Origin of the sequence: Pseudomonas veronii, from assembly GCF_001439695.1 — a bacterium.
GTDB classification, from domain to species: domain Bacteria; phylum Pseudomonadota; class Gammaproteobacteria; order Pseudomonadales; family Pseudomonadaceae; genus Aquipseudomonas; species Aquipseudomonas veronii.
Window position 1 is genome coordinate 130,184 of sequence record NZ_JYLL01000009.1, and the last position, 26,443, is coordinate 156,626.

At 61.9% G+C, this 26,443-nt stretch carries 25 protein-coding genes; 15 read left to right on the plus strand and 10 right to left on the minus strand.

Annotation, left to right across the window (positions count from 1 at the left end):
- Positions 1-195: 195 nt before the first annotated feature.
- Positions 196-564 (minus strand): YkgJ family cysteine cluster protein, encoded by a 369-nt coding sequence (locus tag TU80_RS14335; protein ID WP_057004735.1) that lies wholly within the window; start codon positions 562-564, stop codon positions 196-198.
- 253 nt (positions 565-817) lie between these two features.
- Here TU80_RS14335 and TU80_RS14340 point away from each other — a divergent pair, with 253 nt between their 5' ends.
- Positions 818-2,170, plus strand: coding sequence for a spinster family MFS transporter (locus tag TU80_RS14340; protein ID WP_057004736.1), 1,353 nt, complete (start codon positions 818-820; stop codon positions 2,168-2,170).
- A 167-nt stretch (positions 2,171-2,337) separates the two neighbouring features.
- Here the strand turns inward: TU80_RS14340 and rapA are convergent, their stop codons facing one another.
- The gene (gene rapA, locus TU80_RS14345; RefSeq protein ID WP_057004737.1) at positions 2,338-5,184 is read right to left on the minus strand and encodes an RNA polymerase-associated protein RapA; all 2,847 of its coding nucleotides are present in this window, start codon (positions 5,182-5,184) and stop codon (positions 2,338-2,340) included.
- Between the two features lie 218 nt (positions 5,185-5,402).
- On the opposite strand from rapA, the gene TU80_RS14350 reads away from it, so the two are divergent.
- Positions 5,403-5,744 carry a hypothetical protein gene (locus TU80_RS14350; RefSeq protein WP_046384432.1) on the plus strand — a complete coding sequence of 114 codons (342 nt, stop codon included), beginning with the start codon at positions 5,403-5,405 and terminating at the stop codon, positions 5,742-5,744.
- Here the strand turns inward: TU80_RS14350 and TU80_RS14355 are convergent.
- The 3 genes from TU80_RS14355 to TU80_RS14365 all read right to left on the minus strand — a co-directional run bounded on the left by TU80_RS14355 (position 5,741) and on the right by TU80_RS14365 (position 8,156).
- On the minus strand, positions 5,741-6,922 hold the full coding sequence (locus TU80_RS14355; protein ID WP_057004738.1) for an aminotransferase class V-fold PLP-dependent enzyme: 1,182 nt from the start codon (positions 6,920-6,922) through the stop codon (positions 5,741-5,743). The genes TU80_RS14350 and TU80_RS14355 overlap by 4 nt on opposite strands.
- Positions 6,919-7,194 (minus strand): RidA family protein, encoded by a 276-nt coding sequence (locus TU80_RS14360; RefSeq protein ID WP_057004739.1) that lies wholly within the window; start codon positions 7,192-7,194, stop codon positions 6,919-6,921. The genes TU80_RS14355 and TU80_RS14360 overlap by 4 nt, the downstream gene beginning before the upstream one ends.
- A gap of 89 nt (positions 7,195-7,283) precedes the next feature.
- Complete coding sequence (locus TU80_RS14365; RefSeq protein ID WP_046384429.1) at positions 7,284-8,156, minus strand: LysR substrate-binding domain-containing protein; 873 nt, start codon at positions 8,154-8,156, stop codon at positions 7,284-7,286.
- A 132-nt stretch (positions 8,157-8,288) separates the two neighbouring features.
- Between TU80_RS14365 and TU80_RS33055 the strand changes: the two genes are divergently transcribed.
- Both TU80_RS33055 and ccoM read left to right on the plus strand, forming a co-directional pair.
- On the plus strand, positions 8,289-8,450 hold the full coding sequence (locus tag TU80_RS33055; RefSeq protein ID WP_017844811.1) for a hypothetical protein: 162 nt from the start codon (positions 8,289-8,291) through the stop codon (positions 8,448-8,450).
- A 143-nt stretch (positions 8,451-8,593) separates the two neighbouring features.
- Positions 8,594-8,710, plus strand: a complete 117-nt coding sequence (ccoM, locus tag TU80_RS33715) for a cytochrome c oxidase subunit CcoM (RefSeq protein ID WP_017844812.1) — start codon at positions 8,594-8,596, stop codon at positions 8,708-8,710.
- A 176-nt stretch (positions 8,711-8,886) separates the two neighbouring features.
- Here the strand turns inward: ccoM and TU80_RS14375 are convergent, their stop codons facing one another.
- Together TU80_RS14375 and TU80_RS14380 are read right to left on the minus strand one after the other, a co-directional pair.
- Entirely contained in the window at positions 8,887-10,362 is a 1,476-nt protein-coding gene (locus TU80_RS14375) for an inorganic phosphate transporter (RefSeq protein ID WP_057004740.1), read from the minus strand.
- 333 nt (positions 10,363-10,695) lie between these two features.
- Positions 10,696-10,896 (minus strand): hypothetical protein, encoded by a 201-nt coding sequence (locus TU80_RS14380; RefSeq protein WP_003172389.1) that lies wholly within the window; start codon positions 10,894-10,896, stop codon positions 10,696-10,698.
- Between the two features lie 541 nt (positions 10,897-11,437).
- On the opposite strand from TU80_RS14380, the gene pcaR reads away from it, so the two are divergent.
- The 11 genes from pcaR (at position 11,438) to pcaC (ending at position 22,127) form a co-directional block, all read left to right on the plus strand.
- Positions 11,438-12,280, plus strand: a complete 843-nt coding sequence (gene pcaR / locus TU80_RS14385; RefSeq protein WP_017844814.1) for a pca regulon transcriptional regulator PcaR — start codon at positions 11,438-11,440, stop codon at positions 12,278-12,280.
- A 144-nt stretch (positions 12,281-12,424) separates the two neighbouring features.
- Positions 12,425-13,765, plus strand: a complete 1,341-nt coding sequence (pcaK, locus tag TU80_RS14390) for a 4-hydroxybenzoate transporter PcaK (protein ID WP_046384428.1) — start codon at positions 12,425-12,427, stop codon at positions 13,763-13,765.
- 171 nt (positions 13,766-13,936) lie between these two features.
- A complete protein-coding gene (locus TU80_RS14395) occupies positions 13,937-14,794 on the plus strand; it encodes a CoA transferase subunit A (protein WP_017844816.1) in 858 nt (285 codons plus the stop codon).
- Positions 14,794-15,573: a CoA-transferase subunit beta gene (locus TU80_RS14400; RefSeq protein WP_017844817.1), complete on the plus strand. Its 780-nt coding sequence runs from the start codon at positions 14,794-14,796 to the stop codon at positions 15,571-15,573. Before TU80_RS14395 ends, TU80_RS14400 begins: the two co-directional genes overlap by 1 nt.
- Positions 15,570-16,775 (plus strand): 3-oxoadipyl-CoA thiolase, encoded by a 1,206-nt coding sequence (gene pcaF / locus TU80_RS14405; RefSeq protein ID WP_169850589.1) that lies wholly within the window; start codon positions 15,570-15,572, stop codon positions 16,773-16,775. Before TU80_RS14400 ends, pcaF begins: the two co-directional genes overlap by 4 nt.
- Before the next feature lie 17 nt (positions 16,776-16,792).
- The gene (gene pcaH, locus TU80_RS14410) at positions 16,793-17,497 is read left to right on the plus strand and encodes a protocatechuate 3,4-dioxygenase subunit beta (RefSeq protein WP_017844819.1); all 705 of its coding nucleotides are present in this window, start codon (positions 16,793-16,795) and stop codon (positions 17,495-17,497) included.
- 1 nt (position 17,498) lies between these two features.
- The gene (pcaG, locus tag TU80_RS14415; protein ID WP_057004741.1) at positions 17,499-18,065 is read left to right on the plus strand and encodes a protocatechuate 3,4-dioxygenase subunit alpha; all 567 of its coding nucleotides are present in this window, start codon (positions 17,499-17,501) and stop codon (positions 18,063-18,065) included.
- A gap of 186 nt (positions 18,066-18,251) precedes the next feature.
- Entirely contained in the window at positions 18,252-19,547 is a 1,296-nt protein-coding gene (locus tag TU80_RS14420) for an MFS family transporter (RefSeq protein WP_017844821.1), read from the plus strand.
- Positions 19,548-19,557: 10 nt separating this feature from the next.
- The gene (locus TU80_RS14425; protein WP_046384424.1) at positions 19,558-20,922 is read left to right on the plus strand and encodes a 3-carboxy-cis,cis-muconate cycloisomerase; all 1,365 of its coding nucleotides are present in this window, start codon (positions 19,558-19,560) and stop codon (positions 20,920-20,922) included.
- A gap of 10 nt (positions 20,923-20,932) precedes the next feature.
- Positions 20,933-21,724, plus strand: a complete 792-nt coding sequence (gene pcaD, locus TU80_RS14430) for a 3-oxoadipate enol-lactonase (protein WP_046384423.1) — start codon at positions 20,933-20,935, stop codon at positions 21,722-21,724.
- A gap of 10 nt (positions 21,725-21,734) precedes the next feature.
- A complete protein-coding gene (pcaC, locus tag TU80_RS14435; protein WP_017844824.1) occupies positions 21,735-22,127 on the plus strand; it encodes a 4-carboxymuconolactone decarboxylase in 393 nt (130 codons plus the stop codon).
- Positions 22,128-22,215: 88 nt separating this feature from the next.
- On the opposite strand, the gene TU80_RS14440 is transcribed toward pcaC, so the two are convergent.
- The 3 genes from TU80_RS14440 to TU80_RS14450 all read right to left on the minus strand — a co-directional run bounded on the left by TU80_RS14440 (position 22,216) and on the right by TU80_RS14450 (position 26,372).
- The gene (locus tag TU80_RS14440; protein WP_057004742.1) at positions 22,216-23,682 is read right to left on the minus strand and encodes a M91 family zinc metallopeptidase; all 1,467 of its coding nucleotides are present in this window, start codon (positions 23,680-23,682) and stop codon (positions 22,216-22,218) included.
- Positions 23,683-23,819: 137 nt separating this feature from the next.
- Positions 23,820-24,719, minus strand: coding sequence for a polysaccharide deacetylase family protein (locus tag TU80_RS14445; protein ID WP_046384422.1), 900 nt, complete (start codon positions 24,717-24,719; stop codon positions 23,820-23,822).
- Positions 24,720-24,830: 111 nt separating this feature from the next.
- Positions 24,831-26,372 (minus strand): M91 family zinc metallopeptidase, encoded by a 1,542-nt coding sequence (locus tag TU80_RS14450; protein ID WP_232566346.1) that lies wholly within the window; start codon positions 26,370-26,372, stop codon positions 24,831-24,833.
- Between the last annotated feature and the right edge of the window lie 71 nt (positions 26,373-26,443).

Genomic DNA, 26,443 nt, shown 5'->3' on the forward strand with positions numbered 1-26,443 from the left:
AGGGGAAATCCCGGCCCGACTCTGATGAATCGGCCGTTTACCGGCATTCTTTAGATAAATGATGGCGAAATGCCAAAGATTCGGCGTCAGCGAATTGCTCTGGCAGGCAAGTGGGCGCCGCTGCGGGCAGCGGAAATCTTCATGATCGCGCTGGCGGGCAGCTCACCCGGACCGACATCACGGCCCTGTTGGCGGCTAAGCGCTGATCGGCAGGTCCAGCTCGAAAGGCGGTGGCTCCAGCGGCGTCAGACCAAATGCTGCGCGCGCGGCATCGCAATCGGTGTTTTGCACACCGTGGCTCCAGGAGGCGTCGAACTCGCGGCACACGCTGGAGCGCTGCTCATAGATCGTGCAATGAGTGCCTTTGCCCACTTCGCCCTCAAGGCTGCAGCAGCGCGCGGGTTTCTGGTCGGTCCCGATCATCGCCACGCGTGTGGGGTTGATCTGCACCACCAGGTCATCGGGCACCGTGCCCCCCGCCGAGGCGCACTCACCCCAGAAGAAAGACACACGGAAGTGTGAACAGCAGGCACCGCAATTCAGACACGGACTGGCTTCGGACATGGGCGTCTTCGATAAGGAAAGTAAGAAGGGTTGTGACAGGAAGGCTCGCCATTCTAATCGCGCCATGGCCGTTGGGAAGAGGAGGGCACACTTATATTTTTCGTAGGGAAAGTCCCGTAGTTTCGGGTGGAATCATGCCCTATCAGCGTTACGAATCATTACAGACAAGCGTCGCCGGCCTGACTATGTTGCAGATACCTGAGCAGGATGCATCGGGCATCGCAGCTCTCATAACAATAAAAGAGACGGACCCATGCAGAACTCGACCCAAGCGGCGAATGCCTGGCGCATTCTGTTCCTGCTGTTCCTCGCCAACCTGTTCAACTTCTTCGACCGCACCATTCCGGCGATCATCATCGAGCCGATCCGCATGGAATGGCACCTGAGCGACTTTCAGCTGGGCATCATCGGCACCGCCTTCACCATTGTCTACGCCATTGCCGGCCTGCCGCTCGGGCGCCTGGCCGATACCGGTTCGCGCAGCAAACTCATGGGGTGGGGCCTGTTCGCGTGGAGCGGGTTGACGGCGATCAACGGCATGGTCGGCAGTTTCTGGACGTTCCTGTTGGTGCGTATGGGCATCGGCATCGGCGAAGCCAGCTACGCGCCGGCGGCCAATTCGCTGATTGGCGACCTGTTCCCGGCCCACCGCCGTGCGCGGGCCATGGGCATTTTCATGCTGGGCCTGCCATTGGGCCTGTTACTGGCGTTCTTTACCATTGGCGCGATGGTCAAGGCGTTCGACAGCTGGCGCGCGCCGTTCTTTATCGCGGCCGTGCCGGGGCTGATCCTCGCGGTCTTCATGTTCTTTATCAAAGAACCCAAGCGCGGCGCGGCAGAAACCGTGCAAGTCTCCCAGGAACGCGTCGACCGCCCGATCCGCCGCGTGCTGGCGGTGCCGACCTTTCTCTGGTTGGTGCTGGCCGGGTTGTGCTTCAACTTCGCAACCTATGCGTGTAACTCGTTCCTGGTGCCGATGCTGCAGCGCTATTTCCTGATGCCGTTGCAGGACGCGGCGGTTGCCACCGGGGTGATCGTCGGGTTGACCGGGCTGGTCGGCCTGACGTTGGGCGGCTGGATCGCCGACAAGATCCATCAACGGGTTGCCAATGGCCGCCTGTTGTTTGCCGCGTTCAGCCTGATCATTTCCACCGTCACCACCGCCTGGGCCTTGCACGCCGGGCGTATCGAGATCGGTGTGTTTGTCGCGCTGTTCAGTGTGGGTTGGTTGTTTGCCTACAACTTCTACACCTGTGTGTACACGGCGATCCAGGACGTGGTCGAGCCGCGCCTGCGGGCCACGGCGATGGCGCTGTTCTTTGCCGGCCTGTACTTGCTGGGTGGCGGCATGGGGCCGGTGGTGGTGGGGGGCTTGTCCGATCACTTTGCCCATTCGGCGATGTATGCCGCCGGGGCGGAGCAGATGACCGAGGCTTATAAAGCGGTGGGGTTGCATGACGCCATGTACCTGATTCCGGTGGCGCTGTTCTTGACCATGCTGTTTCTGTTTCAGGCGTCGCGCAGTTTTGTGCGGGATGCCAAGCGGATGAAAGACGGGCTGGTGGCGGTGGAGGTGGCGGTGCCGGCTGCTGCTGCGACGGCTTGAGATCGCGTTGACGCCATCGGGAGCAAGCTCCCTCCCACACTGGAACTGCATTCCAAGTGTGGGAGGGGGCTTGCTCCCGATGAGGCCATGACTGGCGAAGACCTTCTTCAGTGAATAAAAAAGGCCCGCATTGCGCGGGCCTTCTTTTTAGCTGAGCAACGCAGCAATCAACCCGCCACCAACACCCGGATCGCTTCCAGGCGCAGCGCGGCCTTGTCGAGCATGGCCAGGCCTTGCTCGCGCTGTTGGCGCAGGGCAACCAGTTCGCTGTCGCGCACGGTCGGGTTGACCGCTTGCAACGCGGTCAGGCGCGCCAGTTCTTCGTCGGTGTCGGCTGCCAGGCGACGCTTGGCCTCGGCCACGCGCTCGGCATGGCGCGGGGTGATCTTCTCTTCGCCGGCGTTGATGCGTGGCGTCAGCTGGTCGCGCTGGGCCTGGACGAACTTGTTGGCGCTGGCCCGTGGCACGCTTTCCAGCTGGTCGTTCAAGGTTTCGAACGACACGCGGCCGGACAGGTCGTTGCCGTTGGCGTCCAGCAGGCAGCGCAGGGCGGCCGGCGGCAGGTAGCGGCCCAGTTGCAGCGAGCGCGGGGCAACCACTTCGCTGACGTAGAGCAGCTCCAGCAACACGGTGCCGGGCTTGAGCGCCTTGTTCTTGATCAGCGCGACGGCGGTGTTGCCCATGGAGCCGGACAGCACCAGGTCCATGCCGCCCTGCACCATCGGGTGTTCCCAGGTGATGAACTGCATGTCTTCACGCGACAGCGCCTGGTTACGGTCGTAGGTGATGGTCACCCCTTCGTCATCGCCCAGGGGGAAGCTGGCGTCGAGCATTTTTTCGCTGGGCTTGAGGATCAGCGCGTTTTCCGAATGGTCTTCGCTGTCGATACCAAACGCATCGAACAGGGTTTCCATATAGATCGGCAGGGCGAACTGGTCGTCTTGCTCGAGGATGTCTTCCACCAGCGCATCGCCTTCACCCGCGCCGCCGGAGTTGAGTTCCAGCAAACGGTCGCGGCCGGTGTGCAGTTCCTGTTCCAGGCGCTCGCGCTCGGCACGGGCTTCGTCGATCAGGGCTTGCCACTCGCCGTCGTCGGCGTTTTCCAGCAGCGGCAGCAGGCGTGGGCCGAACTGATGCTGCAAGGCGTTGCCGGTCGGGCAGGTGTTGAGGAACGCATTCAGCGCTTCGTGGTACCACTGGAACAGGCGCTCTTGCGGGCTGGTTTCCAGGTACGGCACGTGCAGTTCGATCACATGTTTCTGGCCGATCCGGTCCAGACGGCCGATCCGCTGTTCCAGCAGGTCGGGGTGGGACGGCAGGTCGAACAGCACCAGGTGGTGGGAGAACTGGAAGTTGCGGCCTTCGCTGCCGATTTCCGAACAGATCAGCACCTGGGCGCCGAATTCTTCATCGGCGAAGTAGGCGGCGGCGCGGTCACGTTCGAGGATGTTCATGCCTTCGTGGAACACCGTGGCCGGGATGCCGGAGCGCACGCGCAGGGCGTCTTCGAGGTCCATCGCGGTTTCGGCGTGGGCGCAGATCACCAGGACCTTGGTGCGCTTGAGCATTTTCAGCTGGTCGATCAGCCATTCAACCCGTGGGTCGAAGCGCCACCAGCGATTGTCTTCCTCAATGTCCGGCTGCGACTGGAAGCTGACTTCCGGGTACAGCTCGGCGTGTTCGCCCAGCGGCAATTCGAGGTATTCGTCCGGGTTCGGCAGCGGGTAGGCGTGCAGCTTGCGCTCCGGGAAGCCCTGCACCGCGGCGCGGGTGTTGCGGAACAGTACGCGGCCGGTGCCGTGGCGGTCGAGCAGCTCGCGCACCAGGCGCGCGCTGGCTTCGGTGTCGCCATCGTTGACGGCGGTGAGTAGCGCTTCACCTTCGTTGCCGAGGAAACCCTGGATGGTGGTGTGCGCGGCCGGGGAGAGACGGCCCTTGTCCAGCAGTTCCTGCACCGCTTCGGCCACCGGGCGATAGTTCTCGCTTTCGGCGCGGAACGCTTGCAGATCGTGGAAACGGTTCGGGTCCAGCAGGCGCAGGCGTGCGAAGTGGCTGTCCTGGCCCAGTTGTTCCGGGGTAGCGGTGAGCAGCAGCACGCCAGGGATGACCTCGGCCAGCTGTTCGACCAGCGAGTACTCGGCGCTGGCGTTGTCTTCATGCCAGACCAGGTGGTGGGCTTCGTCGACCACCATCAGGTCCCAGCCGGCGGCGAACAGTGCGTCCTGGGCCTTCTCGTCGTCCACCAGCCACTCCAGGGCCACCAGGGCCAGCTGGGTGTCTTCGAACGGGTTGGCGGCATCGCTTTCGATGAAGCGTTCTTCGTCGAACAGCGCCACTTGCAGGTTGAAGCGCCGGCGCATTTCCACCAGCCATTGGTGCTGCAGGTTTTCCGGAACCAGGATCAGCACGCGGTTGGCGCGCCCGGACAGCAACTGGCGATGGATCACCAGGCCGGCTTCGATGGTCTTGCCCAGGCCCACTTCGTCGGCCAGCAATACCCGTGGCGCGATACGGTCGGCGACTTCACGGGCGATGTGCAACTGGTGGGCAATCGGTTGCGCCCGCACGCCGCCCAGGCCCCACAGCGAAGATTGCAACTGGCGGCTGGTGTGTTCCAGGGTGTGATAGCGCAGCGAGAACCAGGCCAGCGGGTCGATCTGCCCGGCGAACAGACGGTCGCTGGCCAGGCGGAACTGGATGAAGTTCGACAGTTGGGTTTCCGGCAGGGTGACCTGCTCGTTCTGCCCATTGAGGCCGTGGTAGACCAGCAGGCCGTCGACGTCGTCGACTTCTTGCACGGTCATTTTCCAGCCTTCGAAATGGGTGATGCTGTCGCCCGGCGAGAACCTCACGCGGGTGAGGGGCGCATTCCGTAGCGCATACTGGCGCGTGTCGCCAGTGGCCGGATAGAGCACGGTCAGCAAGCGGCCGTCCTGTGCCAGAACGGTGCCTAAACCCAGCTCTGCTTCGCTGTCACTAATCCAGCGTTGCCCCGGTTGATACTGCTGCGCCATGCTGCCTGACTCCCGCCGTGAAAAAGCCGACTATCTTAACGGAACAAGGCCCTCATCCAAAGGACTCTGACAAAAACTACGCGGTTTGCGCCGTGCATCGAATGTTGAGTCGACAGATGGCGGGCACTTGTGAGTGTCGACTGGGTCACAGGTTGGCAAGCCTGCGCTCAAGTCCGCCCGCCGCCCGCCGACAGCCTGCTGACAGGAGAACAACTATTATGCTGCCACCTATGCTGCCCGTCAGCGTTGTGCCGGTCACGTCGCAACTCGACCCGGTGCGTCAAAAACCCGATATTCCGCCCGTGGTGCCCGTACAAGCGAGTTCCAACGAGAGCACGATCGACCTGAAAAATGGCGATGCCGAGCAGTCGACGTTTTTGCTGCGCGAGGAGCAACGTCGCCAGCAGGAGCAGCAGAAACGCCGGCGTGAAGCCGATGACGACCCGGAGGCGCACTTGGCGATCCCGGGCGACGAGCTCAACGCCGATAACACCGTGCCCGTGGCGCCGCTGATCGAAGACGCGCCGCGCCAGGGGTTGTGGGTGGACGTCGAGGTTTAATCGCGCAGTTCGCGCAAGGCCGCCATCAGCCGTTCAATGTCCTGATCGGTGTTGAGCGGGCTGACGGAGATTCGCGCAATGCTGGCCAGGCCTCGTGACTGCATATCCAGTGGGGTATACGCCACATCGTTGGCGCCGATATTGATGCGCTTGAGCTCCAGGCGACGCTTGAGCTCGAAGGCGTCCCAGCCGGCGAGGTTGAAGGCGATCAAGCCTGATTGGCTGGTGCCCAAGTCATGCAGAGAGATTCCCGGAGTCTGACGCAACGTTTCGCGGATTCGCTCGCTGGTCTGCCGGACCCGGTCCCACACCCGCTCAATCCCCAGTTGATTGAGTTCCTGCAACGCATTGCCCAAACCTGCCAATAAGGCGTAGGACGTTTCGCTGGTTTCAAAGCGTCGGGCATCGTTGCGCAGGCCGAACCCCTGGGCGCTCCACGGCGCTGAAAACACATCGCGCTGCGCAGGGTTCAACCGCGCCAGAAAGTCCGGCCGCACGTACAGCAGCGCCGTGCCCCGCGGCCCGCGCAGGTGCTTGCGGCCCGCTGACTTGAGCACGTCGCAGTGCAGCGCCTGCACATCCACCGGCACCTGGCCGACCGCCTGGCCGGCATCGATGAAGTAGGGGATGCCATGCCGCCTGGCCACTTGACCAATCGCCTGGGCGGGGTTGATCAGGCCGCCATTGGCGGGGAGCCAGGTCAGGTCGATCAGTTTCACGCTTGCGTCGATCATCGCTTCCAGGGCTACCGGGCAGACTGCACCGGTTTCATCGCAGGGGATTACCTCGATTCGCGCACCGGCCTGCACCGCCAGTTCCATGCTCGCCAGGTTGCCGCCCCATTCGTGGCGCCCCACCAGAATCCTGTCGCCCGGCTGCCACCGGCCCAGCGCCTGGAACGCCAGGCTCCAGGCGGTCGAGCCGCTGCCGGCAAAGGCAATCGACGCGGTGGGTGCATTGAGCAACTGGCCGGCGGCGCGGCGGGCTTTTTCCACCAGGATGGCGCCATGTTCGCTGGCCTCCATCGGGCCGTCGCACGCTTCGCGTTGCAGTTGCTCGATGATGGTGTCGAGGGTCGCCTGGCTCGGCAATGCAGCACCGGCCGTGTTGAAGTGTACGAGACCGGACCGACAACCCGGCGTGGCCTCGCGCAGGCGCTGGACGTCGAGCGGGCTCATGGCTGCAGCTCGAACATGGCGTCGACTTCCACCGCCACGCCCCCCGGCAGGCTGGACACACCGACAGCCGTGCGTACATGCCGGCCTTTGTCGCCGAGGGGTTCGCCCAGGCGGCCGACATAGGCCGGTTTGCCGCCCAGCAATGGGATTTGCCCGGAGATAAACAACTGATTCCGGCTGATCACGTGGTTGATGTAATTGGCAATCGGCTGGCTGGGCGTCGGCAGCGTGAGGCCGAGGGCCTGCACGCGTTGGCGGATGGAATCGCGCATGTTGAATCCTCTGGGTTGAGAGGTTTCAGCATGTTGATCAAGGTGATGGACGGCAAACGCATAGATATCATTCGACGTATCGAAATAACTCACGCGTCGGCGCAGGCAGCCTTCAACCACGCGCTGAAACATTCGGCCGCCGCGCTGGCGGGGCCTTGGGGCGCGATCAGCCAGTAGCCGATTTCGCTGCGATACGGCGGCCAGTCGAAGGCTTCTACCAGGCTGCCGTCCTGGAGCCGGCGCTCGATCAAGCGGTGACGGCCCATGGCGATACCTTGGCCGGCCACGGCGGCTTCGACCACGATGTTGTAGTCATGCAGCACCACGCGCGGATGCGGGCTGAGGTCGACTTGATAATGGCCGGACCAATCCGTCCATTCGAACGGGCGGTGCGAGGTGGCCATCAGCAGAGCGCCGTTGTGCTGCCGGCTGGCCTTGAACGCCGGGCTGCACACGGGGGAGAGCACTTCCGGCATCAGCCGCGTGGCCTGCACGTCAGGCCAGTCGCCCTTGCCATAGCGGATGGCCAGGTCGACCTCGGCCGCCGCGACGTTCGCCAGTTGAATCGCTGGCACCAGCTCCACCTGGATCTGCGGGTAGCGTTGCAGAAAACCCGCCAGGCGCGGCGCCAGCCATAAGGTGGCAAAGGATGCGAGCAAGCCGATGCGCAACACCGTGACGCTGGACACCACCCGTTGGCTGCGGGTGGCGGCGGCGATCAGGTCGAGGGCCGGGCGGATTTGCTCGTAGTAGTGTTGGCCGTCTGCGGTCAGATCAATCGCGCGGGTGCGTCGGACAAATAGTGGTTTGCCCAGGTACTGTTCGAGCTTGTGTACCTGATGGCTGAGCGCACTCTGGGTCACTGACAACTCATGGGCCGCCTTGATAAAGCTCAAGTGCCGCGCCACGGCCTCGAAGGCGCGCAGGGCCAGCAACGGCGGAAGGTCCTTGTGCAGTGCCACCTGTGTGCGCCTCTTGGGTAAGGGAGAAGTGCCGATTTTGGGCGATGACCTGCATTTTGTCGCCCGCTGATTTGCTGTCGGGCAAGTGAGGCCGCATTATTAAGCGATCCCCGCCACGACGTAAGCCAAGCCATGAGTGATGACGACAAACTGATCGACCTGAACGCCGAACGCGCTAAACGGGTGCATGACCTCAACGATAAACGTCTGAATGAGGTTCGCCAGGCGTTTGAACAGGCGATGCCGCTCGGAAAAGTTAAGAAAAAACCGAAAAACAAACCGAAAAAGCGTTGAAACAGCCTGCATCTATTGATGCAGGTCAGTTATTTCCCTTCTTTACGCCCCGTCGTGGGCGACATTGATCCTCGTCAATTTCCCATCCCGCCTTCTCCTTTAACTTAGCCCTATCGCAACAAGGCAACAGCAGGAGGCCAGTCATGTTTTTCGATAATGTGGTGTTTGCCGGAGTGCTGACAGTTGGCCTCATGGTGCTGTTCTTCGTAGGGTTTGGATTTTTTATCTGGAGAGACGCGAACAAGCGTAAAAAACCATAGGTTTTTCCAGGTTACATGAGCACGCAAGGCATTTTGGGCGACTTCGGTCGCCCTTTTTTTTGCCCGCGATTTAATCAACACCGCTCTCACTTTTGAACGGTGTTCGGCTTGAGATCGACCGCATAAAAAAAGGTGCGACCCTCGCGGATCGCACCTTTGTCATGGCCGGCGGGCTATCAGCTGCCCAGCGCCTTGGACGCCATCCAGAACAACCCGGCCGACAGGCCTACGGTCGCCGGCAGGGTCAATACCCAGGCCATCAGGATGGTCTTCACCGTGCCGCCTTGCAGGCCGCTCTTGTTGGCAACCATGGTGCCGGCAACACCGGACGACAACACGTGGGTGGTCGACACCGGCAGGCTGAAGATGTTGGCCAGGCCGATCATGCTGGCGGTGGTGATTTGCGCCGACATGCCCTGGGCATAAGTCATGCCCTGCTTGCCGATCTTCTCGCCGATGGTCAGTACCACGCGCTTCCAGCCAACCATGGTGCCCAGGCCCAGGGCGAGTGCGACCGCGATAATCACCCAGAACGGAGCGTATTCGGTGGTGGCCGTCAGGTCTTTGCGCAGCTTGTCGAGGTCGGACTTCTCACGGGACTCCAGGCCTGGCAGCTTGCCGACTTTCTTCGCGGTATCGTCCAGGCACAGCAGGTAGCGACGGACTTCGATGCGTTGGTCGGACGACAGCGCGTGGTAGTCGGAAACGCCTTTCAAGGTGCCCAGCAGCGCGTCGATGGTCGGTTCAGTCTGCTGCGGGTTGCAGCGGAACTTGCCCGGCAGGTCGTCCTTCACGCTTTTGCCCAGGGCCAGGAATTCGCCCAGGGTTTCGTGGTTGCGCTGGTAGAACTGGTTCAGGTGCAGGGTAGCGTCGCGGGTGCGCTCGATCTGGTAAGTGGTGCTGCCCAGGTCGAGTACGAACTGCGCCGGCACGATACCGATCAGCACCAGCATGATCAGGCCGATACCTTTCTGACCGTCGTTGGAACCGTGGACGAAACTCACGGCCATGGCGGAAATCACCAGGACCAGGCGGTTCCAGAACGGCGGGTGCTTCTTGTCGTCGACCTTGCGGCGCTGGTCCGGGGTCTTGTGCATCTTCGACAGTGGGCGCCACCGTTTCAGGACCAGCAACACCAGGGCCGCGACCAGGAAACCGGCGATTGGCGAGAACACCAGGGACGAACCGATATCGATTGCCTTCTGCCAGTTCACCCCGTCAGCCAGGGGAATGTCATTGATCAGCGCATTGGCCAGACCGACGCCCAGGATCGAGCCGATCAGGGTGTGCGAGCTGGAGGCGGGAATACCGAAGTACCAGGTGCCCAGGTTCCAGGTGATCGCCGCGGCCAATAAAGAGAAGACCATCGCCAGACCATGGCCGGTGTTCACATTGATCAGCAATTCCACCGGCAGCAAATGCACGATGGCGTAGGCGACACCGACACCGCCGAGCAATACGCCGAGGAAGTTGAACAACCCGGAGAAGAACACGGCCAGATGCGGCGGCATGGCTTTGGTATAGATGACTGTGGCCACCGCGTTAGCGGTGTCATGAAAGCCATTGATGAACTCGAAGGCGAGGACAAAGGCCAGGGCGAGCAGCAGGCTCACGAGAACCCAAGCATCCAGTCCGCTGAATAAATCGATCATGAAGGTTTTCTGACCCGGTCGTAAGGGGGCGCGATTATGCCAGAAAACCTCGGTAATCGATGCACTAGCTGCTCATCGGTAACAATCTTCATTGAAAAAAAGCCGGGCAGCAGCGCGCATCCCAGGGTTTTCGGGGGCTCGGCAAGTCTTTGATTTACAAAGCGCGGCGTCGTAGAGGTGGGGTTTTGTCACCTAAACGTCATCTCTGAAACATTTGTACGAAATTTCGTTGGTCGCAGCAGGACGCTGAATAATTGACCCACGAGCGAGGTGCCCTCCGCCGGCGGTGAGCCGGCGGAGACAGCAGAACCCGTTGGACTCAAACCTTGATGCTTATGGCTCTTCGGCTTTGAGTTCCTGTTCAATCTTTTGGATCTCCTGGGCAAAGGCCTGATCGAGCAGACTCGCTCGTTTGCGCCATGGCTTGCGCTCTGGTTCAGGCTGAGCGGCGTAGGTGGTGACTTCCCCGCCGTATACGTCCTTGTAACGTTGCTCCTGGCGCTCAAGTTCCGCGCGCAGTTCATCTTTCGTCACAGTGTTACCTAATTTGAGTTGAGTTTAATTAACGTGCAGTGCTACACCCGAATATTGCCCTCGGCATGTTTTAAGTTGAGCAGGTGAACCCTTCAACTTTAGACGAATTGCCAGCGGTGACTTCCTTGAACCGGTATTTATAAACGGCAGCATAATCAACATACGATGCCGGGCGAGCTCCCATCCCGATATGGATATCGGGCTGACCTCTGCACAGGTTGCATTATAGCGGCGTATTTTAATAACACTATCATCATAAAGTTAAAAAGCGTCAACGTTGTGTGAGGCTTTTGTTACATGCACGCGTCAGTCTTGGTTGGGAAGTGGCCGACATAAATGCCGGCGTAAGCCCAATGCTGTCATGCAATCCGGTTTTTATGATCGCGCCGGCAAAATTGCGATAATCGCATGATCGTCCGATAATCGCCCAACGTTGCTGACCCAACCTTGTGCATCCCGGTTGGGGCGGCTTTCAATAGCGAGCAACCTTCGCGGTTGCCGATAAGCGCCAGCGGTTGAAAATAATAAAGAGGACCTTGAAATGAACGATCAATTGCGCAACTCCTTTGCGTCAGCGGCGCCGCCGATCGTGGCTTCACCGGCCAAACGCATCCAGGCATTCACCGGTGATCCGGACTTCATGACCTCCCTGGCCCGTGGCCTGGCCGTGGTGCAGGCGTTCCAGGAACGCAAGCGTCACTTGACCATCGCCCAAATCAGCCACCGTACCGAAATCCCCCGCGCCGCCGTGCGCCGTTGCCTGCACACCTTGATCAAGCTCGGCTACGCCACCACTGACGGGCGCACCTATTCGCTGTTGCCCAAGGTGCTGACCCTCGGGCATGCCTATCTGTCCTCGACGCCGCTGGCGGTCTCCGCTCAACCGTACCTGGACCGCATGAGCGAGCAGCTTCACGAAGCCTGCAACATGGCCACCCTGGAAGGCGACGACATCCTCTATATCGCCCGGTCGGCCACCACGCAGCGCCTGATTTCCGTGGACCTCTCGGTAGGCGGGCGTTTGCCGGCGTACTGCACTTCCATGGGCCGCATCCTGCTGGCGGCGCTGGACGATGCGTCGCTGCAGGACTACCTCGACCACGCCGACCTGCAAACCAAGACCAGCCGCACCCTTACTACGCCCGAAGCCTTGTTCGAGTGTCTGCAACACGTGCGCCAGCAGGGTTGGTGCATCGTCGATCAGGAGTTGGAACAAGGCCTGCGCTCCATCGCAGTGCCGGTGTATGACGCGTCCGGCCAGGTGCTGGCGGCGCTCAACGTGAGTACCCATGCCGGTCGTGTCAGCCGCAGCGAACTGGAGCAGCGCTTCCTGCCGAGCATGCTCAGCGCCAGCCGTGAGTTGAGTGCGCAACTGTTTGCCTAAGCTGTTCGGTGACCGCACAGATCCCGGTTCGATCAATTGACGTTGTTTCCCCTGGGTTATTACTGTGCGGCAGCGCTCTGAGCGCCGCCCAATAATAATGACGACCCCAGGTCGTTGGCCCGCCATCGGTGTGGAATAACAATAATGAATCAACCTTCTGTCGCTACCACCCTGGACGTGCAGTCCTTCATCAATGCCCAGCCACTGTCACGCTATCAGTGGCGTGTGGTGATCCTGTGTTTCCTGATTGTCTTTCTCGATGGCCTCGACACCGCCGCCATGGGCTTCATCGCGCCCGCGCTGTCCCAGGACTGGGGCATTGACCGCGCCAGCCTCGGCCCGGTGATGAGCGCCGCGCTGATCGGCATGGTATTCGGCGCCCTGGGTTCCGGCCCGCTGGCGGACCGTTTCGGGCGCAAAGTGGTATTGGTGAGTGCGGTGCTGGTGTTTGGCGCCTTCAGCCTGGCCTCGGCCTACAGCAGCAACGTCGATCAGTTGCTGGTGTTGCGCTTCCTCACCGGCCTGGGGTTGGGCGCCGGTATGCCGAATGCCACCACGCTGCTGTCCGAATACACCCCCGAACGCCATAAATCGCTGCTGGTGACCAGCATGTTCTGCGGTTTCAACCTGGGCATGGCCGGTGGCGGGTTTATCTCGGCCAAATTGATCCCGGCATTCGGCTGGCACAGCTTGCTGCTCATCGGCGGTATTTTGCCGTTGATCCTTGCGGTGGTGTTGTGGGGATGGCTGCCGGAATCGGCGCGCTACCTGGTGGTGCGCAACCGCGGCACCGACAAGGTGCGCAAAGCCTTGTCACCCATCGAGCCCGGCATCGTCGCCCAAGCCAGCGGTTTCAGCGTGCCCGAGCAAAAAACCGTGAAGGCGCGCAACGTATTCGCGGTGATCTTCTCCGGCACCTACAGCGCCGGCACCTTGTTGCTCTGGCTCACCTACTTCATGGGCCTGGTGATTGTGTACCTGTTGACCAGTTGGCTGCCCACGCTGATGCGCGACAGTGGCGCGAGCATGGAACAGGCCGCGTTCATCGGTGCGCTATTCCAGTTTGGTGGCGTGTTGAGTGCGGTCGGGGTGGGCTGGGCGATGGACCGGTTCAACCCGCACAAGGTCATCGGCACGTTCTACCTGCTGGCCGGGGTATTTGCCTACGCGGTAGGGCAGAGCCTGGGCAATATCACCGTGTTGGCGACCTTGGTGCTGATCGCCGGAATGTGCGTCAACGGTGCGCAATCGGCGATGCCGTCCCTGGCCGCACGCTTCTACCCGACCCAGGGCCGCGCCACCGGCGTGTCATGGATGCTCGGTATCGGCCGCTTCGGCGCGATCCTCGGCGCGTGGATGGGCGCCACCTTGCTGGGCCTGGGCTGGAACTTCGAGCAGGTGCTCACCGCGCTGGTGATCCCCGCCGCATTGGCCACGGCCGCCGTGGTGATCAAAGGCATGGTCAGCCATGCCGACGCCACCTGAAGACACGCGCATTTCCTGTGGGTGCAAGAAAGATTAGCTAGACAACAATCGGTTCGATAATCGAACACTGTGTCGATTATCGGATTGTTTGGCTTTTTGCCCCGGCTTAATCTTCAAGCACTTCGGCGCCACCTTCGCGCCTTTTTCGATCCACACCGGGAGCCCGAACCCATGGCTGAAATTCTTGCGCTGCGTGACGCGGTGAAGCGATTTGTGAACGACGGCGATACTGTCGCACTGGAAGGCTTTACCCACCTGATCCCTACGGCGGCGGGTCATGAAATCATTCGTCAGGGCAAGAAAGACCTGACGCTGGTACGTATGACGCCTGACCTGATCTACGACCAGTTGATCGGCGCCGGCTGCGCCCGCAAGTTGATTTTTTCCTGGGGCGGCAACCCTGGCGTGGGTTCCCTGCATCGCCTGCGTGATGCGGTCGAGAAACACTGGCCGCAACCCCTGGAGATTGAGGAACACAGCCACGCCGACCTGGCCAATGCCTACGTCGCCGGTGCTTCCGGCCTGCCGTTCGCGGTGTTGCGTGCCTACGCTGGTTCCGATCTGCCCAAGGTCAACCCGCTGATCAAGACCGTCACCTGCCCATTCACCGGCGAAGTGCTGGCGGCGGTGCCGTCGGTACGTCCGGACGTCAGCGTGATCCACGCGCAAAAGGCCGACCGCAAGGGCAATGTGCTGCTCTGGGGCATTCTTGGCGTACAGAAGGAAGCGGCGCTGGCCGCCAAGCGTTGCATCGTCACCGTCGAAGAAATCGTCGACGACCTCAACGCGCCGATGAACAGCTGCGTGCTGCCGACCTGGGCGCTGACGGCGGTGTGCCATGTGCCTGGTGGCGCGCATCCGTCCTATGCCCATGGCTATAACCAACGCGATAACCGTTTCTACCAGGCCTGGGACCCGATCGCTCGCGACCGTGGGACGTTTACCGCCTGGATCGACGAATACATCCACGGCACTGCCGATTTCAGTGAATTCCAGGCCAAGCTGGCCGCCGCGCAGGAGGCCAAGTAATGGCTTACTCGACCAATGAAATGATGACCGTCGCCGCTGCACGCCGCCTGAAGAATGATTCGGTGTGTTTTGTCGGCATCGGCCTGCCGTCCAAGGCGGCCAACCTGGCGCGCCTGACGTCCTCGCCGGATGTGGTGCTGATCTACGAGTCCGGCCCGATTGGCGCCAAGCCCAGCGTATTGCCGCTGTCCATTGGTGACGGCGAGTTGGCGGAAACTGCCGACACTGTCGTCCCCACTGGTGAGATCTTTCGCTACTGGCTGCAGGGCGGGCGCATCGACGTCGGTTTTCTCGGCGCGGCCCAGGTCGACCGTTTCGGCAATATCAACACCACCGTGGTCGGCGATTATCACCAGCCCAAAGTGCGCCTGCCGGGTGCCGGTGGCGCGCCGGAGATTGCCGGTTCGGCCAAGAGCGTGCTGATCATTCTCAAGCAGTCGGCGCGTTCGTTTGTCGACAAGCTGGACTTCATCACCTCCGTCGGCCACGGCGAGGGCGGCGATTCACGCAAGCGCCTGGGCCTGCCCGGCGCCGGTCCTGTCGGGATTATTACCGATCTGTGCATCATGGAGCCGGAAGAGGGCAGCCATGAGTTCGTGGTCACCGCGCTGCACCCCGGCGTGACCCGCGAGCAAGTGGTCGCGGCCACCGGCTGGGCTATTCGCTTTGCCGATCAGGTCAGCACCACCGCGGAACCGACGGCAGTCGAACTGACCGCCCTGCGTGATCTCGAAGCCCGCACAGCGGCCGCCCACGGCCAAGCACCCGGAGAAGCCTGATGCGCGACGTATTTATCTGCGATGCAATTCGTACCCCCATCGGCCGTTTCGGCGGTGGCCTGTCCACGGTGCGCGCCGACGACCTGGCGGCACTGCCGATCAAGGCGTTGATCGAACGCAACCCTAGCGTGGATTGGCACGCAGTCGATGAAGTGTTCCTCGGCTGCGCCAACCAGGCCGGTGAAGACAACCGCAACGTCGCGCGCATGGCGCTGTTGCTGGCGGGCCTGCCTTCGAGCATTCCCGGCGTGACCCTCAACCGTTTGTGCGCTTCGGGCATGGACGCGATCGGCACCGCCTTTCGTGCGATTGCCAGCGGTGAAATGGAATTGGCGATTGCCGGCGGCGTCGAGTCGATGTCCCGCGCGCCGTTCGTGATGGGCAAGGCTGACACGGCGTTTTCGCGCAATATGAAGCTCGAAGACACCACCATCGGCTGGCGCTTCATCAACCCGCTGATGAAGGCCCAGTACGGCGTGGATGCGATGCCGCAGACCGCCGATAACGTCGCCGACGACTACCATGTGTCCCGCGCCGACCAGGACGCCTTCGCCCTGCGCAGCCAGCAACGCACCGCCGCCGCCCAGGCCGCCGGGTTCTTCGCCGAAGAAATCGTGCCGGTGCGGGTCGCCCATAAAAAAGGCGAAACCGTGGTGGAACACGATGAGCATCCACGGGCCGACACCACCCTGGAAACCCTGGCCCGACTCAAACCGGTCAACGGCCCGGACAAGACCGTCACCGCCGGCAATGCGTCGGGTGTGAACGACGGGGCGGCGGCGCTGATTCTTGCGTCTGCCGAGGCCGTGAAAAAACATGGCCTGACCGCCCGTGCCCGAGTGTTGGGCATGGCCAGCGCCGGTGTCGCGCCACGGGTGATGGGTATCGGCCCGGTGCCGGCGGTTCGCAAGCTGGTGGAACGCCTGGGCCTGGCCGTCACCGATTTCGATGTGATCGAACTCAACGAAGCCTTCGCCAGCCAGGGCCTGGCGGTGTTGCGTGAATTGGGCATCGCCGACGACGCACCCCAGGTCAACCCGAACGGCGGCGCCATCGCCCTCGGCCATCCTCTGGGCATGAGCGGTGCGCGACTGGTGCTGACGGCTCTGCATCAACTTGAAAAAACCGGCGGCCGCAAAGGTCTGGCGACCATGTGTGTTGGAGTGGGCCAGGGCCTGGCGCTGGCGATTGAACGCATCTAATAAGAGAGGACCGCTCCATGAGTGACAAGCCCGGTTACCGGCGCCCGCAAGCGGGTACTCAACCTGATTACCTGCACCCGGCCTACCAGTCGACGAACCTGCGTTCGCCGTCTCAGCCGTTGGTGTTCCTGCCCCATTCCCTGTCGGAAATCACCGGGCCGACCATCGGCGCCGAGCGCATCAACGAGAAGGACAACGACCTGACTGCGCAGCACGACGGCGAGCCGCAGGGCGAGCGCATCATCGTTCACGGGCGCGTGCTCGATGAAAACGGTCTGCCGGTACCGGGCATCCTCGTGGAGATCTGGCAGGCCAACGCGGCCGGCCGCTACAACCACGCGCGCGATCTGCACGACGCGCCGCTCGACCCGAACTTCACCGGCACCGGGCGTACCGTCACCGACGCCGAGGGCTGGTACCAGTTCCAGACCATCAAGCCCGGCGCCTACCCGTGGGGCAACCACCACAATGCGTGGCGCCCGGCGCATATCCATTTTTCGCTGTTCGGCCCGAGCGTGCTGACGCGCCTGGTCACGCAGATGTATTTCCCCGGCGACCCGCTGCTCGAGTACGACCCGATCTACAACTGCGTACCGGACACCTCGGCCAAGCAACGCCTGATCGCCACGTTCGACCTGGAAAAAACCATTCCTTCCTATGCCCTCGGCTACCGCTGGGACATCGTCCTGCGCGGCCGCGACGCCACGCCGATGGAGAAATGAGATGAGCCTTTACGCGACCACGTCCCACACCGTCGGGCCGTATTACCACATCGGCCTGACCTGGCTGAACCGCGAAGCCCTGGCCAACGCCGCGACCCTTGGCGAACGCGTGGCGATCAGCGGGCAAGTGGTGGATGGCAACGGTGATGTCGTCAACGATGCCATGCTGGAAGTCTGGCAGGCCAATGCCGCCGGCAAGTACGACCACCCGGAGGACGACCAGGACAAAGCGCTGGACCCGAACTTCGAAGGCTTCGGCCGGGTGCCGGTGGATGCTGAAGGGCGCTTCCGCTTTACCACCGTCAAGCCGGGCAGCGTGCCGGGGCTGGCGGGCACGACCCAGGCGCCGCACCTGGTGGTGCTGGTATTTGCCCGTGGCCTGGTGAAACACTTGCTCACGCGGATTTATTTTGACGGTGAGGCGCTGAATGCGGATGACCCGTTGCTCGCGCGCGTGCCCAAAGAGCGGCGCAGTACCTTGATTGCCAAGCCGGATGCGGACGGTGTGCATCAGTGGAATGTGGTGTTGCAGGGGACAGATAAGGAAACGGTGTTCTTTGATTACTGAGTTGGCTTGAAAACCTATCGGGGGCAAGCCCCCTCCCACACTTGAATGTATTCACACATCAAAGGTGGGAGAGGGCTTGCCCCCGATGAGGCCATTTCAGGCAACACCTATGTAAATGTCTACAAGCGGAACATGGCTGTTGCAAAGTGTGTCTAGGCTATAACCATTCCCACTGAGTGAAAAAAAATGACAACAACAACCAGTCACTACACCGGAGAAGAGCGCAGCAAACGGATTTTTGCGATTGTCGGGGCATCCTCCGGCAACCTCGTCGAATGGTTCGACTTCTACGTCTACGCCTTCTGCGCCATTTACTTCGCCCCGGCGTTTTTCCCCTCGGACGACCCCACGGTGCAACTGCTCAACACCGCCGGGGTGTTCGCCGCCGGGTTCTTGATGCGGCCCATCGGCGGCTGGCTGTTTGGCCGGGTGGCCGATAAGCACGGGCGCAAAAACTCGATGATGATCTCGGTGCTGATGATGTGCGCCGGTTCCCTGGTCATCGCCTTCCTGCCCACCTACAAAGACATCGGCGCCTGGGCCCCGGCGTTACTGCTGGTGGCGCGGCTGTTCCAGGGCTTGTCGGTGGGCGGCGAATACGGCACCACCGCGACCTACATGAGTGAAGTCGCGCTCAAGGGCCAGCGTGGGTTCTTCGCCTCCTTCCAGTACGTGACCCTGATCGGCGGGCAACTGCTGGCGGTGTCGGTGGTGGTGGTCCTGCAACAGATCCTCAGCGAAGACGAACTGCGCGCCTGGGGCTGGCGGATTCCGTTCGTGATCGGCGCCATCGCGGCGGTGATCTCCCTGCTGCTGCGTCGCAGCCTGAAAGAAACCACCAGCAAGGAAATGCGCGAAGACAAGGACGCCGGCAGCATCGCCGCGCTGTTCCGTGACCATAAAGCGGCCTTTATCACCGTGCTCGGCTATACCGCCGGTGGCTCGCTGATTTTCTACACGTTCACCACCTACATGCAGAAGTACCTGGTGAACACCGCCGGGATGCACGCCAAGACCGCCAGCTACATCATGACCGGCGCGCTGTTCCTTTATATGTGCATGCAGCCGCTGTTCGGCATGCTGGCCGACAAGATCGGTCGCCGTAATTCGATGCTGTGGTTCGGCGCGCTGGGCACCTTGTTTACGGTGCCGATCCTGCTCAGCCTGAAAACCGTCAGCAGTCCGTTCCTGGCGTTTGTGCTGATCACGCTGGCGTTGGCCATTGTCAGTTTCTACACCTCCATCAGCGGCCTGGTGAAAGCGGAAATGTTCCCGCCCCAGGTGCGCGCTCTGGGTGTGGGCCTGGCTTATGCGGTGGCCAACGCAATCTTCGGCGGGTCGGCGGAATACGTGGCCTTGGGTTTGAAATCCTTGGGCATGGAGAACACCTTTTATTGGTACGTCACCGGCATGATGGCGGTGGCTTTCCTGTTCAGCCTGCGCCTGCCGAAACAGGCGGCGTACCTGCATCACGATTTATAAAGGAGGCGTTATGACGCTGCGCACGAGCAACCAACTGTTCGACGCTTACTTCAGCGCTGAGAGCATGGCCGAGGTGTTCTGCGACCAGGGGCGCCTGCAGGGCATGCTGGATTTCGAAGCCGCACTGGCACGGGCCGAGGCCCAGGTCGGGTTGATCCCGCAGGCGGCCGTCGCGCCGATTGCCCAGGCGTGCCTGGCGTCGCTGTATGACGTCGATGCCCTCGGCGTGGCGATTGCCTCGGCGGGCAATTCGGCGATTCCGCTGGTGAAGGCGCTGGGCAAGTGGGTGGCTGGCGAAGACCCGAGTGCCGAACGCTATGTGCATTTGGGCGCGACCAGCCAGGATGTGATGGACACCGGCCTGGTCCTGCAACTGCGGCGCGCGCTGGCGTTGATCGAAGCCGACCTGGCTCGCCTCGGCGATATTCTGGCAGCCCAGGCCCAGCGGTATGCGGCTGTACCGTTGGCCGGGCGGACGTGGTTGCAGCATGCCACGCCGGTCACCCTGGGCATGAAAATCGCCGGTTGGTTGGGCGCGGTGACCCGCAGCCGCCAGCGCTTGATCGAGCTGAAACCGCGCTTGCTGGTGCTGCAATTCGGCGGCGCCTCCGGCACGTTGGCTGCGCTTGGCGAACAGGCAATGCCCGTTGCCCAAGCGTTGGCGGCGCAGTTGCAACTGACCTTGCCCGAGCAACCCTGGCATACCCAGCGTGATCGCCTGGTGGAGTTCGCCAGCGTGTTGGGTCTGATCGCCGGCAGCCTTGGCAAGCTGGGCCGCGATATCAGCCTGCTGATGCAGACCGAGGCGGCGGAAGTATTCGAGCCGGCGGCGCCCGGCAAAGGCGGCTCGTCGACCATGCCGCACAAACGCAACCCGGTGGGCGCCGCCGTGCTGATCAGCGCCGCGACCCGCGTGCCCGGCCTGGTGGCGACACTGTTCAGCGCCATGCCCCAGGAACACGAACGCAGCCTGGGCCTGTGGCATGCCGAATGGGAAACCCTGCCGGAGATTTGCCGCTTGGTCTCTGGCGCATTGCAACAGGCGCTGCTGGTGAGCGCAGGGCTGGAAGTCGACCCCGAGCGCATGGCGCGCAACCTCGACCTGACCCAGGGCCTGGTGCTGGCCGAAGCCGTCAGCATCGTGCTCGCGCAGCGCCTGGGCCGCGACACCGCGCACCATCTGCTGGAGCAGTGCTGCAAACGCGCGGTGGCCGAACAACGCCATCTGCGCGCCGTCCTCGCCGATGAGCCGCTCATTACCGCCGAGTTGTCGGCGACAGACCTGGACCGCCTGCTCGACCCGGCGCACTACCTGGGCCAGGCCCAAACCTGGGTCAGCCGCGCTGTAACCGAACACTTTGCACTGACTGCCTGAGGAGATTGCTGTGGCTTTTGTACAACTCGCCGAGGGCGAACTGCATTACCAACTGGATGGCCCCATCGATGCACCGGTGCTGGTGCTGTCCAATTCGCTGGGCACCGACCTGAATATGTGGGACACCCAGGTCCCGGCCTTTGCCGAGCACTTTCGCGTGCTGCGCTTCGATACCCGTGGCCACGGCCAATCCCTGGTGACCGAAGGCCCCTACAGCATCGAACAACTCGGCCGCGACGTGATTGCGCTGCTGGACGCGCTGGACATCCCGCGCGCGCATTTCTGCGGGCTGTCCATGGGCGGGCTGATCGGCCAATGGCTGGGGATTCACGCGGGGGATCGTTTGCAGCGCCTGGTGGTGTGCAACACTGCGGCCAAGATCGGTACATCAGACGTGTGGAACCCGCGTATCGAGATGGTCCTGCGCGACGGTGCGGCCGCGATGGTGGCGCTGCGCGACGCGTCGATTGCGCGCTGGTTCACCGCCGATTTCGCGGCGGCCAACCCGCAGCAGGCCAAGCGCATTACCGACATGCTCGCGGCCACCTCGCCCCAGGGCTACGCCGCCAATTGCGCAGCGGTGCGCGATGCAGACTTTAGCGAGCAACTGTCGGCGATCCACGTGCCGACCCTGGTGATCGCCGGCACTGAAGACGCTGTCACACCGCCCGCCGGCAGCCACTTTATCCAGCGCCAGGTACAGGGGGCCGAGTACGCCGAGTTCTACGCCGCCCACCTGTCCAACGTGCAAGCCGGTGCCGCGTTCAGCGACCGGGTCATTCAATTTCTGCTGGCCCGCTGAGGAGTCTTTTGTGGACGAGAAACAACGTTACGCCGACGGCCTGCAAGTGCGCCGCGAAGTGCTGGGCGACGCGCATGTCGACCGCAGCCTGAATGCCTTGACCGAGTTCAACAGCGAATTCCAGGACATGATCACCCGCCACGCCTGGGGCGATATCTGGACCCGCCCCGGCCTGCCCAGGCACACCCGCAGTTTGATCACCATCGCCATGCTGATCGGCATGAACCGCGGCGAAGAACTCAAACTGCACCTGCGCGCCGCCGCCAGCAATGGCGTGACCCGTGCCGAGATCAAGGAAGTGCTGATGCAAAGCGCGATCTACTGCGGGATTCCGGCGGCGAATGCGACGTTTCATCTGGCCGAATCGGTGTGGGATGAATTGGGGGTCGAGTCGCGCGCTTAGTGCGACTCGGCACTGCACTCCTGGCGAGAGGCAACAGGTTGTCGAGGAGCGGTCGCTGACCGTCACGGGGCTGAGCGGTCAGGTCGACTCACAGGGAGCCGTAGCTTTTTCTCAGGGGCAGGCCCATTTCTTCTCGTAACGCGTTTTCGGTCAGTGGGTAAGGATTTGACGTGGTTGGCGCAGTTGCGGGGTCGTTGTCAAAGTCGAAGGGCGGACTGGCAGTTTCCAGGCCGACGACCTGGCGTTCATCATTGGGCTCCTGGGTGCGTGTGCCGTCCGGGCGGATAATTTCCGTATTGCCGAGAAATGTGCTGCCTGTGGCTGCGTTATAAGCGTGACCCAGTTCGTGGTACAGGGTCGTGGTGGTCGGCAGAAACACACGCGACTCGTCCGAGGCTTCTCTGGGGATGACCGGGTTATAGGTCACAAACGATTCTGTCGTGCCCGCGCCACGGACCCCATCGCGGATGATCGTGGGGTCCTGCCATTCTTCCAGGGGAACGCCCTCCGGCGGCACGACGATGTGAGTATCAGTGATATCTTGCATTATCGTGACTTTGGCTCCGCTGCGCTCTGCGGCGGCGTCCAGTTCATTCAACATGTGCTGGCTGTTGGGAGAGCCTCGGTAAAACTCCAGGTCATCCTCAACCCGTTGCTTGAATGCCGGGGAACCTTCGATATCAATCGCCTTGCGCCCTGCATTTTCGGGCAATGGCACGGTCTCGATAAACTTGAATCCGAATGGCAATCCCAGGTGATCGCTGCGTTTACCGTACACAACGTCGTCGCTTGAGTTGGAATAGACGCTGTCTTGACCTCTACCCGTGTAGATATGGCTTCGGCCATAAGCGTTTATCTGATCATCGCCTTTGCCGCCGTGCATGATGTTGTGGCCGCTTCCGCCGTGCATCAGGTCGTCATCGTTTCCTCCGTCCATGTAGCTGGTTTTGCTGTCAGGACCGTAACCCGCGTACATGCGGTCGTTGCCGTTCCCGCCGTACATGGTGTTATTGCCTGTGCCGCCCATCATGGTGTCATCGCCGTCGTCACCGCCGGCGTAACTGCTTGCGCTGCCCAGTTGGATGATGTCATTACCCGCGCCGCCGTAAACTTGGCTTTTACCACCTCCGGTCTGTATATGATCGTTACCTTCACCTCCATGGATTAGGGTGTAAGCCATCACATCAGGATCAATGCGAACGGTGTCGTCACCTTTGTTCGCCCTGATGGCTATCGCTGTCGCATCGCTGTTAGCAGCGGGCAGTAAATAACTTTTGCCATTTATCATGGCATTGAGTTGGCCGCGTTCGCCTTTGCTGATGTGAATGTCGTCTGCGCCATCGGCAGTATCGATTTTTAGAATCGTCACATTTTTTTTCCCGCTTTCCCCCTGATACGACGTGGTTGTCAGTGTGATATCGACATTTTTGTCACTGACAATCTTGCTGGTCTGGGGGGGAGGGCTGTTTACGAGTGCAGTGGCGCCTGGAGCTGGCGATCCGCCGGGGAGGGCATTAGGTTCGGGCGCTTTAGGCGCAACGGAAGAGGTTTGCATCGTCAATACTCTTTCTTGTGAGCGTCGGTGATTTACCGCCGATCAGTGGTGAAAAAGTTGGAGGGGTTCCCGCATGACGATAACTACTTCATTACAGCATGTATGAAAAAAGACAACGCACAGCCCGATAACGCACATCACTTGGAATCGGCGTCCCACACCCAATTCCACACCCCGGGCAGATGCACTTCTTCACTCGCTTGTTTCACGGTACGCGCCAATGCCGCCCGCTCCAGTGCTGCGTGATCGGTGTAGAACGGCTCGGCGGCGGTCTTCAGGCCGTCGATCCGGGCGCTGTCCATCAGGATCTGCAGGTACTCTTGCAGATGTCGCGCGGTGTAGCGGTTGATGTCGTGGAAGGTCACCACCACCGGTATCACGCCGTCGACTGTCGGCAATTCCCCCAAGGCGATGCGTTCGCGCACCACCGACAGCTGGCGGATCAGGTTCTCGCGGCGGCGCGGGCTGGCGTTGAAGCCCCAGATCTTGCCGTCGTTGGCGCTCAGGTCGGTCAACAACACCTTCATGCCGTGGCGCTGGTAGGCGGCGAAGGTGCGCCGGTCGTAGTTCCAGAAGGGCGGGCGCACCAGCGTCGGCGACACGCCGGTGATCGCGGCGATATCCGCAGCGCCCTGGCTGAGGGTGCGTTCAAGCTCGGCGTCGCTCAACCAGCGATGGTTGGTATGAAAGGCCGTGGCCGTGTGGAACGCCAGCACATGCCCGGCCGCGAACTCACGTTCCATGGTCTTGCGACCCCGTGAACTGCCGCCGGAGCGCGAGGCTTCGGTCTGCAGAAAGAACACCGCCTTGATGCCCGGCAATACCGGGTTGTTTGCCAGGTCGGCCATCACCGAGCGGGTCGGGTTGTTGTACCCCGAGGCGCTGGGACCGTCATCGAACGTCAGCAGAAAACGGATCGGCGCCTGGGCCTGCAGGCGTTGTTCGGTCTGCGGCGTCAGCGTGATGGGCGCGCTGATGCAGCCGCTGAGGCTCAAGGCCAGGGCAAGCAAGGCGGATGCGATGGCGAAAGATTTCATGGGTGCGCAGGCTCGAATAAAACCCGCTGCTGGATGGGTCAGCAGCGGCAGGCGCGCACGATACCGCAAGATGCTCGGCGTGGGGTTAAAGGCTGACAAACGCGATCTGGTTTAACCTACGTATTGCGCTCGCAGTGGCCTACCCATTTCCTCGTTCAAAGCGTTTTCAGTGAAGGGCTTGGGGTTGGTGGTGATGGCCGGCGTGGCAGGGTCGTTGTCAAAATCAAAGGCGGCTGCGCTGCTCTCAAGGCCGACGGCCTGGCGTTCACTGTTAGGTACTTCGTGCGCCTGCCCCTCGAATACTTCCTGCGTGGAACCCGTGAAGGCGGTGCCGTTGGCGGCGTTATAGGCGTGAGCCATTTCGTGGTAGAGCCCGATGATGGGCGGGTGAGTCGTGCCCGCCGAGGGGTTCAGTTGGGACCGGTTGTATTCAATGTGCGCGCGGTCAGCCCGAGACCCGGGTACTCCGTCGACCATGAACCCCCACTTGGGATCGTCGCCGACTACCGGCGCACGTTCGTCCTGCAGCAGGGCCAGGAGTTCCTGGCTGCCGTAGATGTACCCGCTGCCGTTCTCCTGCCGATCTTCCACAATCGTTACCGGGGCGCCGTTGCGATCGGCAGCCGCGTCCATCTCTGCGAGCATCTGCTGGCCTTGGGGAGAGTGGCGTAACAGCGCCAAATCGTCTTCGACCCGTTGGATGAACGCGGCAGATCCCTTGATCGCAAACCCCTTGATTGGGCCGGCGTGGGCAGACACGGCCGTCAATAGCGAGCCATTGAGAGGGTTGATCGAATCGCCGGGCTGGGCGTAGATCCGGTCGCCCGGTCGATTGGCAATGACGGTGTCGTAACCGTCGCCGGTGTAGAAGGTGCTTCGGTCGTGGCCGATCAAGCGATCGTGCCCGGTGCCTCCATGCAACACCGTGTGGCCGGAGCCGGCGTACAGCCGGTCATTGCCGTTGCCGCCATCCAGATAGCTGGCTTTTCGGCGCGATCCCGCGCCCGCATAGAGGCGGTCATTGCCGTTGTTGCCATAGAGCACGCTGTCGCCGCTGCCGCCCATGAGCCGGTCGTCACCGTCATTGCCCTCGGCGTAGCCAAGGCCGCTGCCAAGGCGCACGACGTCGTTACCGTTGCCGCCGAATACGCGGGTGTCGCCACCGCCGGCCTGGATTCGGTCATTGCCGTTCCCCGCTTCAATCACGATGGGCTGCATGACGTTGGCATCGATGTGTACGTGGTCATTGCCGCCGTGGGTCTTCAGGTACAGGGTCAGCGGTTTGCCATCGTTATCGTGGCTGGCAAAACGATACAACCGGCCATTGAGGCGAATGTTCAACTGATCGTCAGAAGCCTGGCTGATGTGGACCTGGTCCGCGTCGTTGCCGGTTTCCAGGAGCAGGCTGTTGTTCAGGCTGAAGGAATAGCCGCGCTCCCATATCGACTGTCCGCTGGCTTTTAGATTGCCGTCATTCAGGAATGGGTGCAGATAGGTCTGGATCGATGTGCCTGGGAGGAACTGCAAATGGGCAGGTTTGGCCAGCCCGTAGTGACCAGTGTCGAACGTTGCTACTGGGCGCGCTGCAGGTAAGGGCGGTACGCCATCGAGGAGGCGTGGGAGAAGGCGGGTACTACCGTTGAAAACATCCATGTGTGGTCCTTGTTTAAGCGCCAGGTATCAGCCCTGGCGCTTAACAGTGACCACCCGCAGCAAATCGTTCC

Excerpts from the sequence above, each read along its gene's own strand:
- TU80_RS14445 (WP_046384422.1), bottom strand. The coding sequence starts at position 24,719 with ATGAAATCTTTCGCCATCGCATCCGCCTTGCTTGCCCTGGCCTTGAGC.
- TU80_RS14440 (WP_057004742.1), bottom strand. The coding sequence starts at position 23,682 with ATGCAAACCTCTTCCGTTGCGCCTAAAGCGCCCGAACCTAATGCCCTC.
- pcaR (WP_017844814.1), top strand. The coding sequence starts at position 11,438 with ATGAACGATCAATTGCGCAACTCCTTTGCGTCAGCGGCGCCGCCGATC.
- rapA (WP_057004737.1), bottom strand. The coding sequence starts at position 5,184 with ATGGCGCAGCAGTATCAACCGGGGCAACGCTGGATTAGTGACAGCGAA.
- TU80_RS14400 (WP_017844817.1), top strand. The coding sequence starts at position 14,794 with ATGGCTTACTCGACCAATGAAATGATGACCGTCGCCGCTGCACGCCGC.
- TU80_RS33055 (WP_017844811.1), top strand. The coding sequence starts at position 8,289 with ATGAGTGATGACGACAAACTGATCGACCTGAACGCCGAACGCGCTAAA.
- pcaK (WP_046384428.1), top strand. The coding sequence starts at position 12,425 with ATGAATCAACCTTCTGTCGCTACCACCCTGGACGTGCAGTCCTTCATC.
- TU80_RS14450 (WP_232566346.1), bottom strand. The coding sequence starts at position 26,372 with ATGGATGTTTTCAACGGTAGTACCCGCCTTCTCCCACGCCTCCTCGAT.
- TU80_RS14420 (WP_017844821.1), top strand. The coding sequence starts at position 18,252 with ATGACAACAACAACCAGTCACTACACCGGAGAAGAGCGCAGCAAACGG.
- TU80_RS14340 (WP_057004736.1), top strand. The coding sequence starts at position 818 with ATGCAGAACTCGACCCAAGCGGCGAATGCCTGGCGCATTCTGTTCCTG.
- TU80_RS14375 (WP_057004740.1), bottom strand. The coding sequence starts at position 10,362 with ATGATCGATTTATTCAGCGGACTGGATGCTTGGGTTCTCGTGAGCCTG.
- ccoM (WP_017844812.1), top strand. The coding sequence starts at position 8,594 with ATGTTTTTCGATAATGTGGTGTTTGCCGGAGTGCTGACAGTTGGCCTC.
- TU80_RS14395 (WP_017844816.1), top strand. The coding sequence starts at position 13,937 with ATGGCTGAAATTCTTGCGCTGCGTGACGCGGTGAAGCGATTTGTGAAC.
- TU80_RS14350 (WP_046384432.1), top strand. The coding sequence starts at position 5,403 with ATGCTGCCACCTATGCTGCCCGTCAGCGTTGTGCCGGTCACGTCGCAA.
- TU80_RS14360 (WP_057004739.1), bottom strand. The coding sequence starts at position 7,194 with ATGCGCGATTCCATCCGCCAACGCGTGCAGGCCCTCGGCCTCACGCTG.
- TU80_RS14425 (WP_046384424.1), top strand. The coding sequence starts at position 19,558 with ATGACGCTGCGCACGAGCAACCAACTGTTCGACGCTTACTTCAGCGCT.
- pcaH (WP_017844819.1), top strand. The coding sequence starts at position 16,793 with ATGAGTGACAAGCCCGGTTACCGGCGCCCGCAAGCGGGTACTCAACCT.
- TU80_RS14335 (WP_057004735.1), bottom strand. The coding sequence starts at position 564 with ATGTCCGAAGCCAGTCCGTGTCTGAATTGCGGTGCCTGCTGTTCACAC.
- TU80_RS14355 (WP_057004738.1), bottom strand. The coding sequence starts at position 6,922 with ATGAGCCCGCTCGACGTCCAGCGCCTGCGCGAGGCCACGCCGGGTTGT.
- pcaG (WP_057004741.1), top strand. The coding sequence starts at position 17,499 with ATGAGCCTTTACGCGACCACGTCCCACACCGTCGGGCCGTATTACCAC.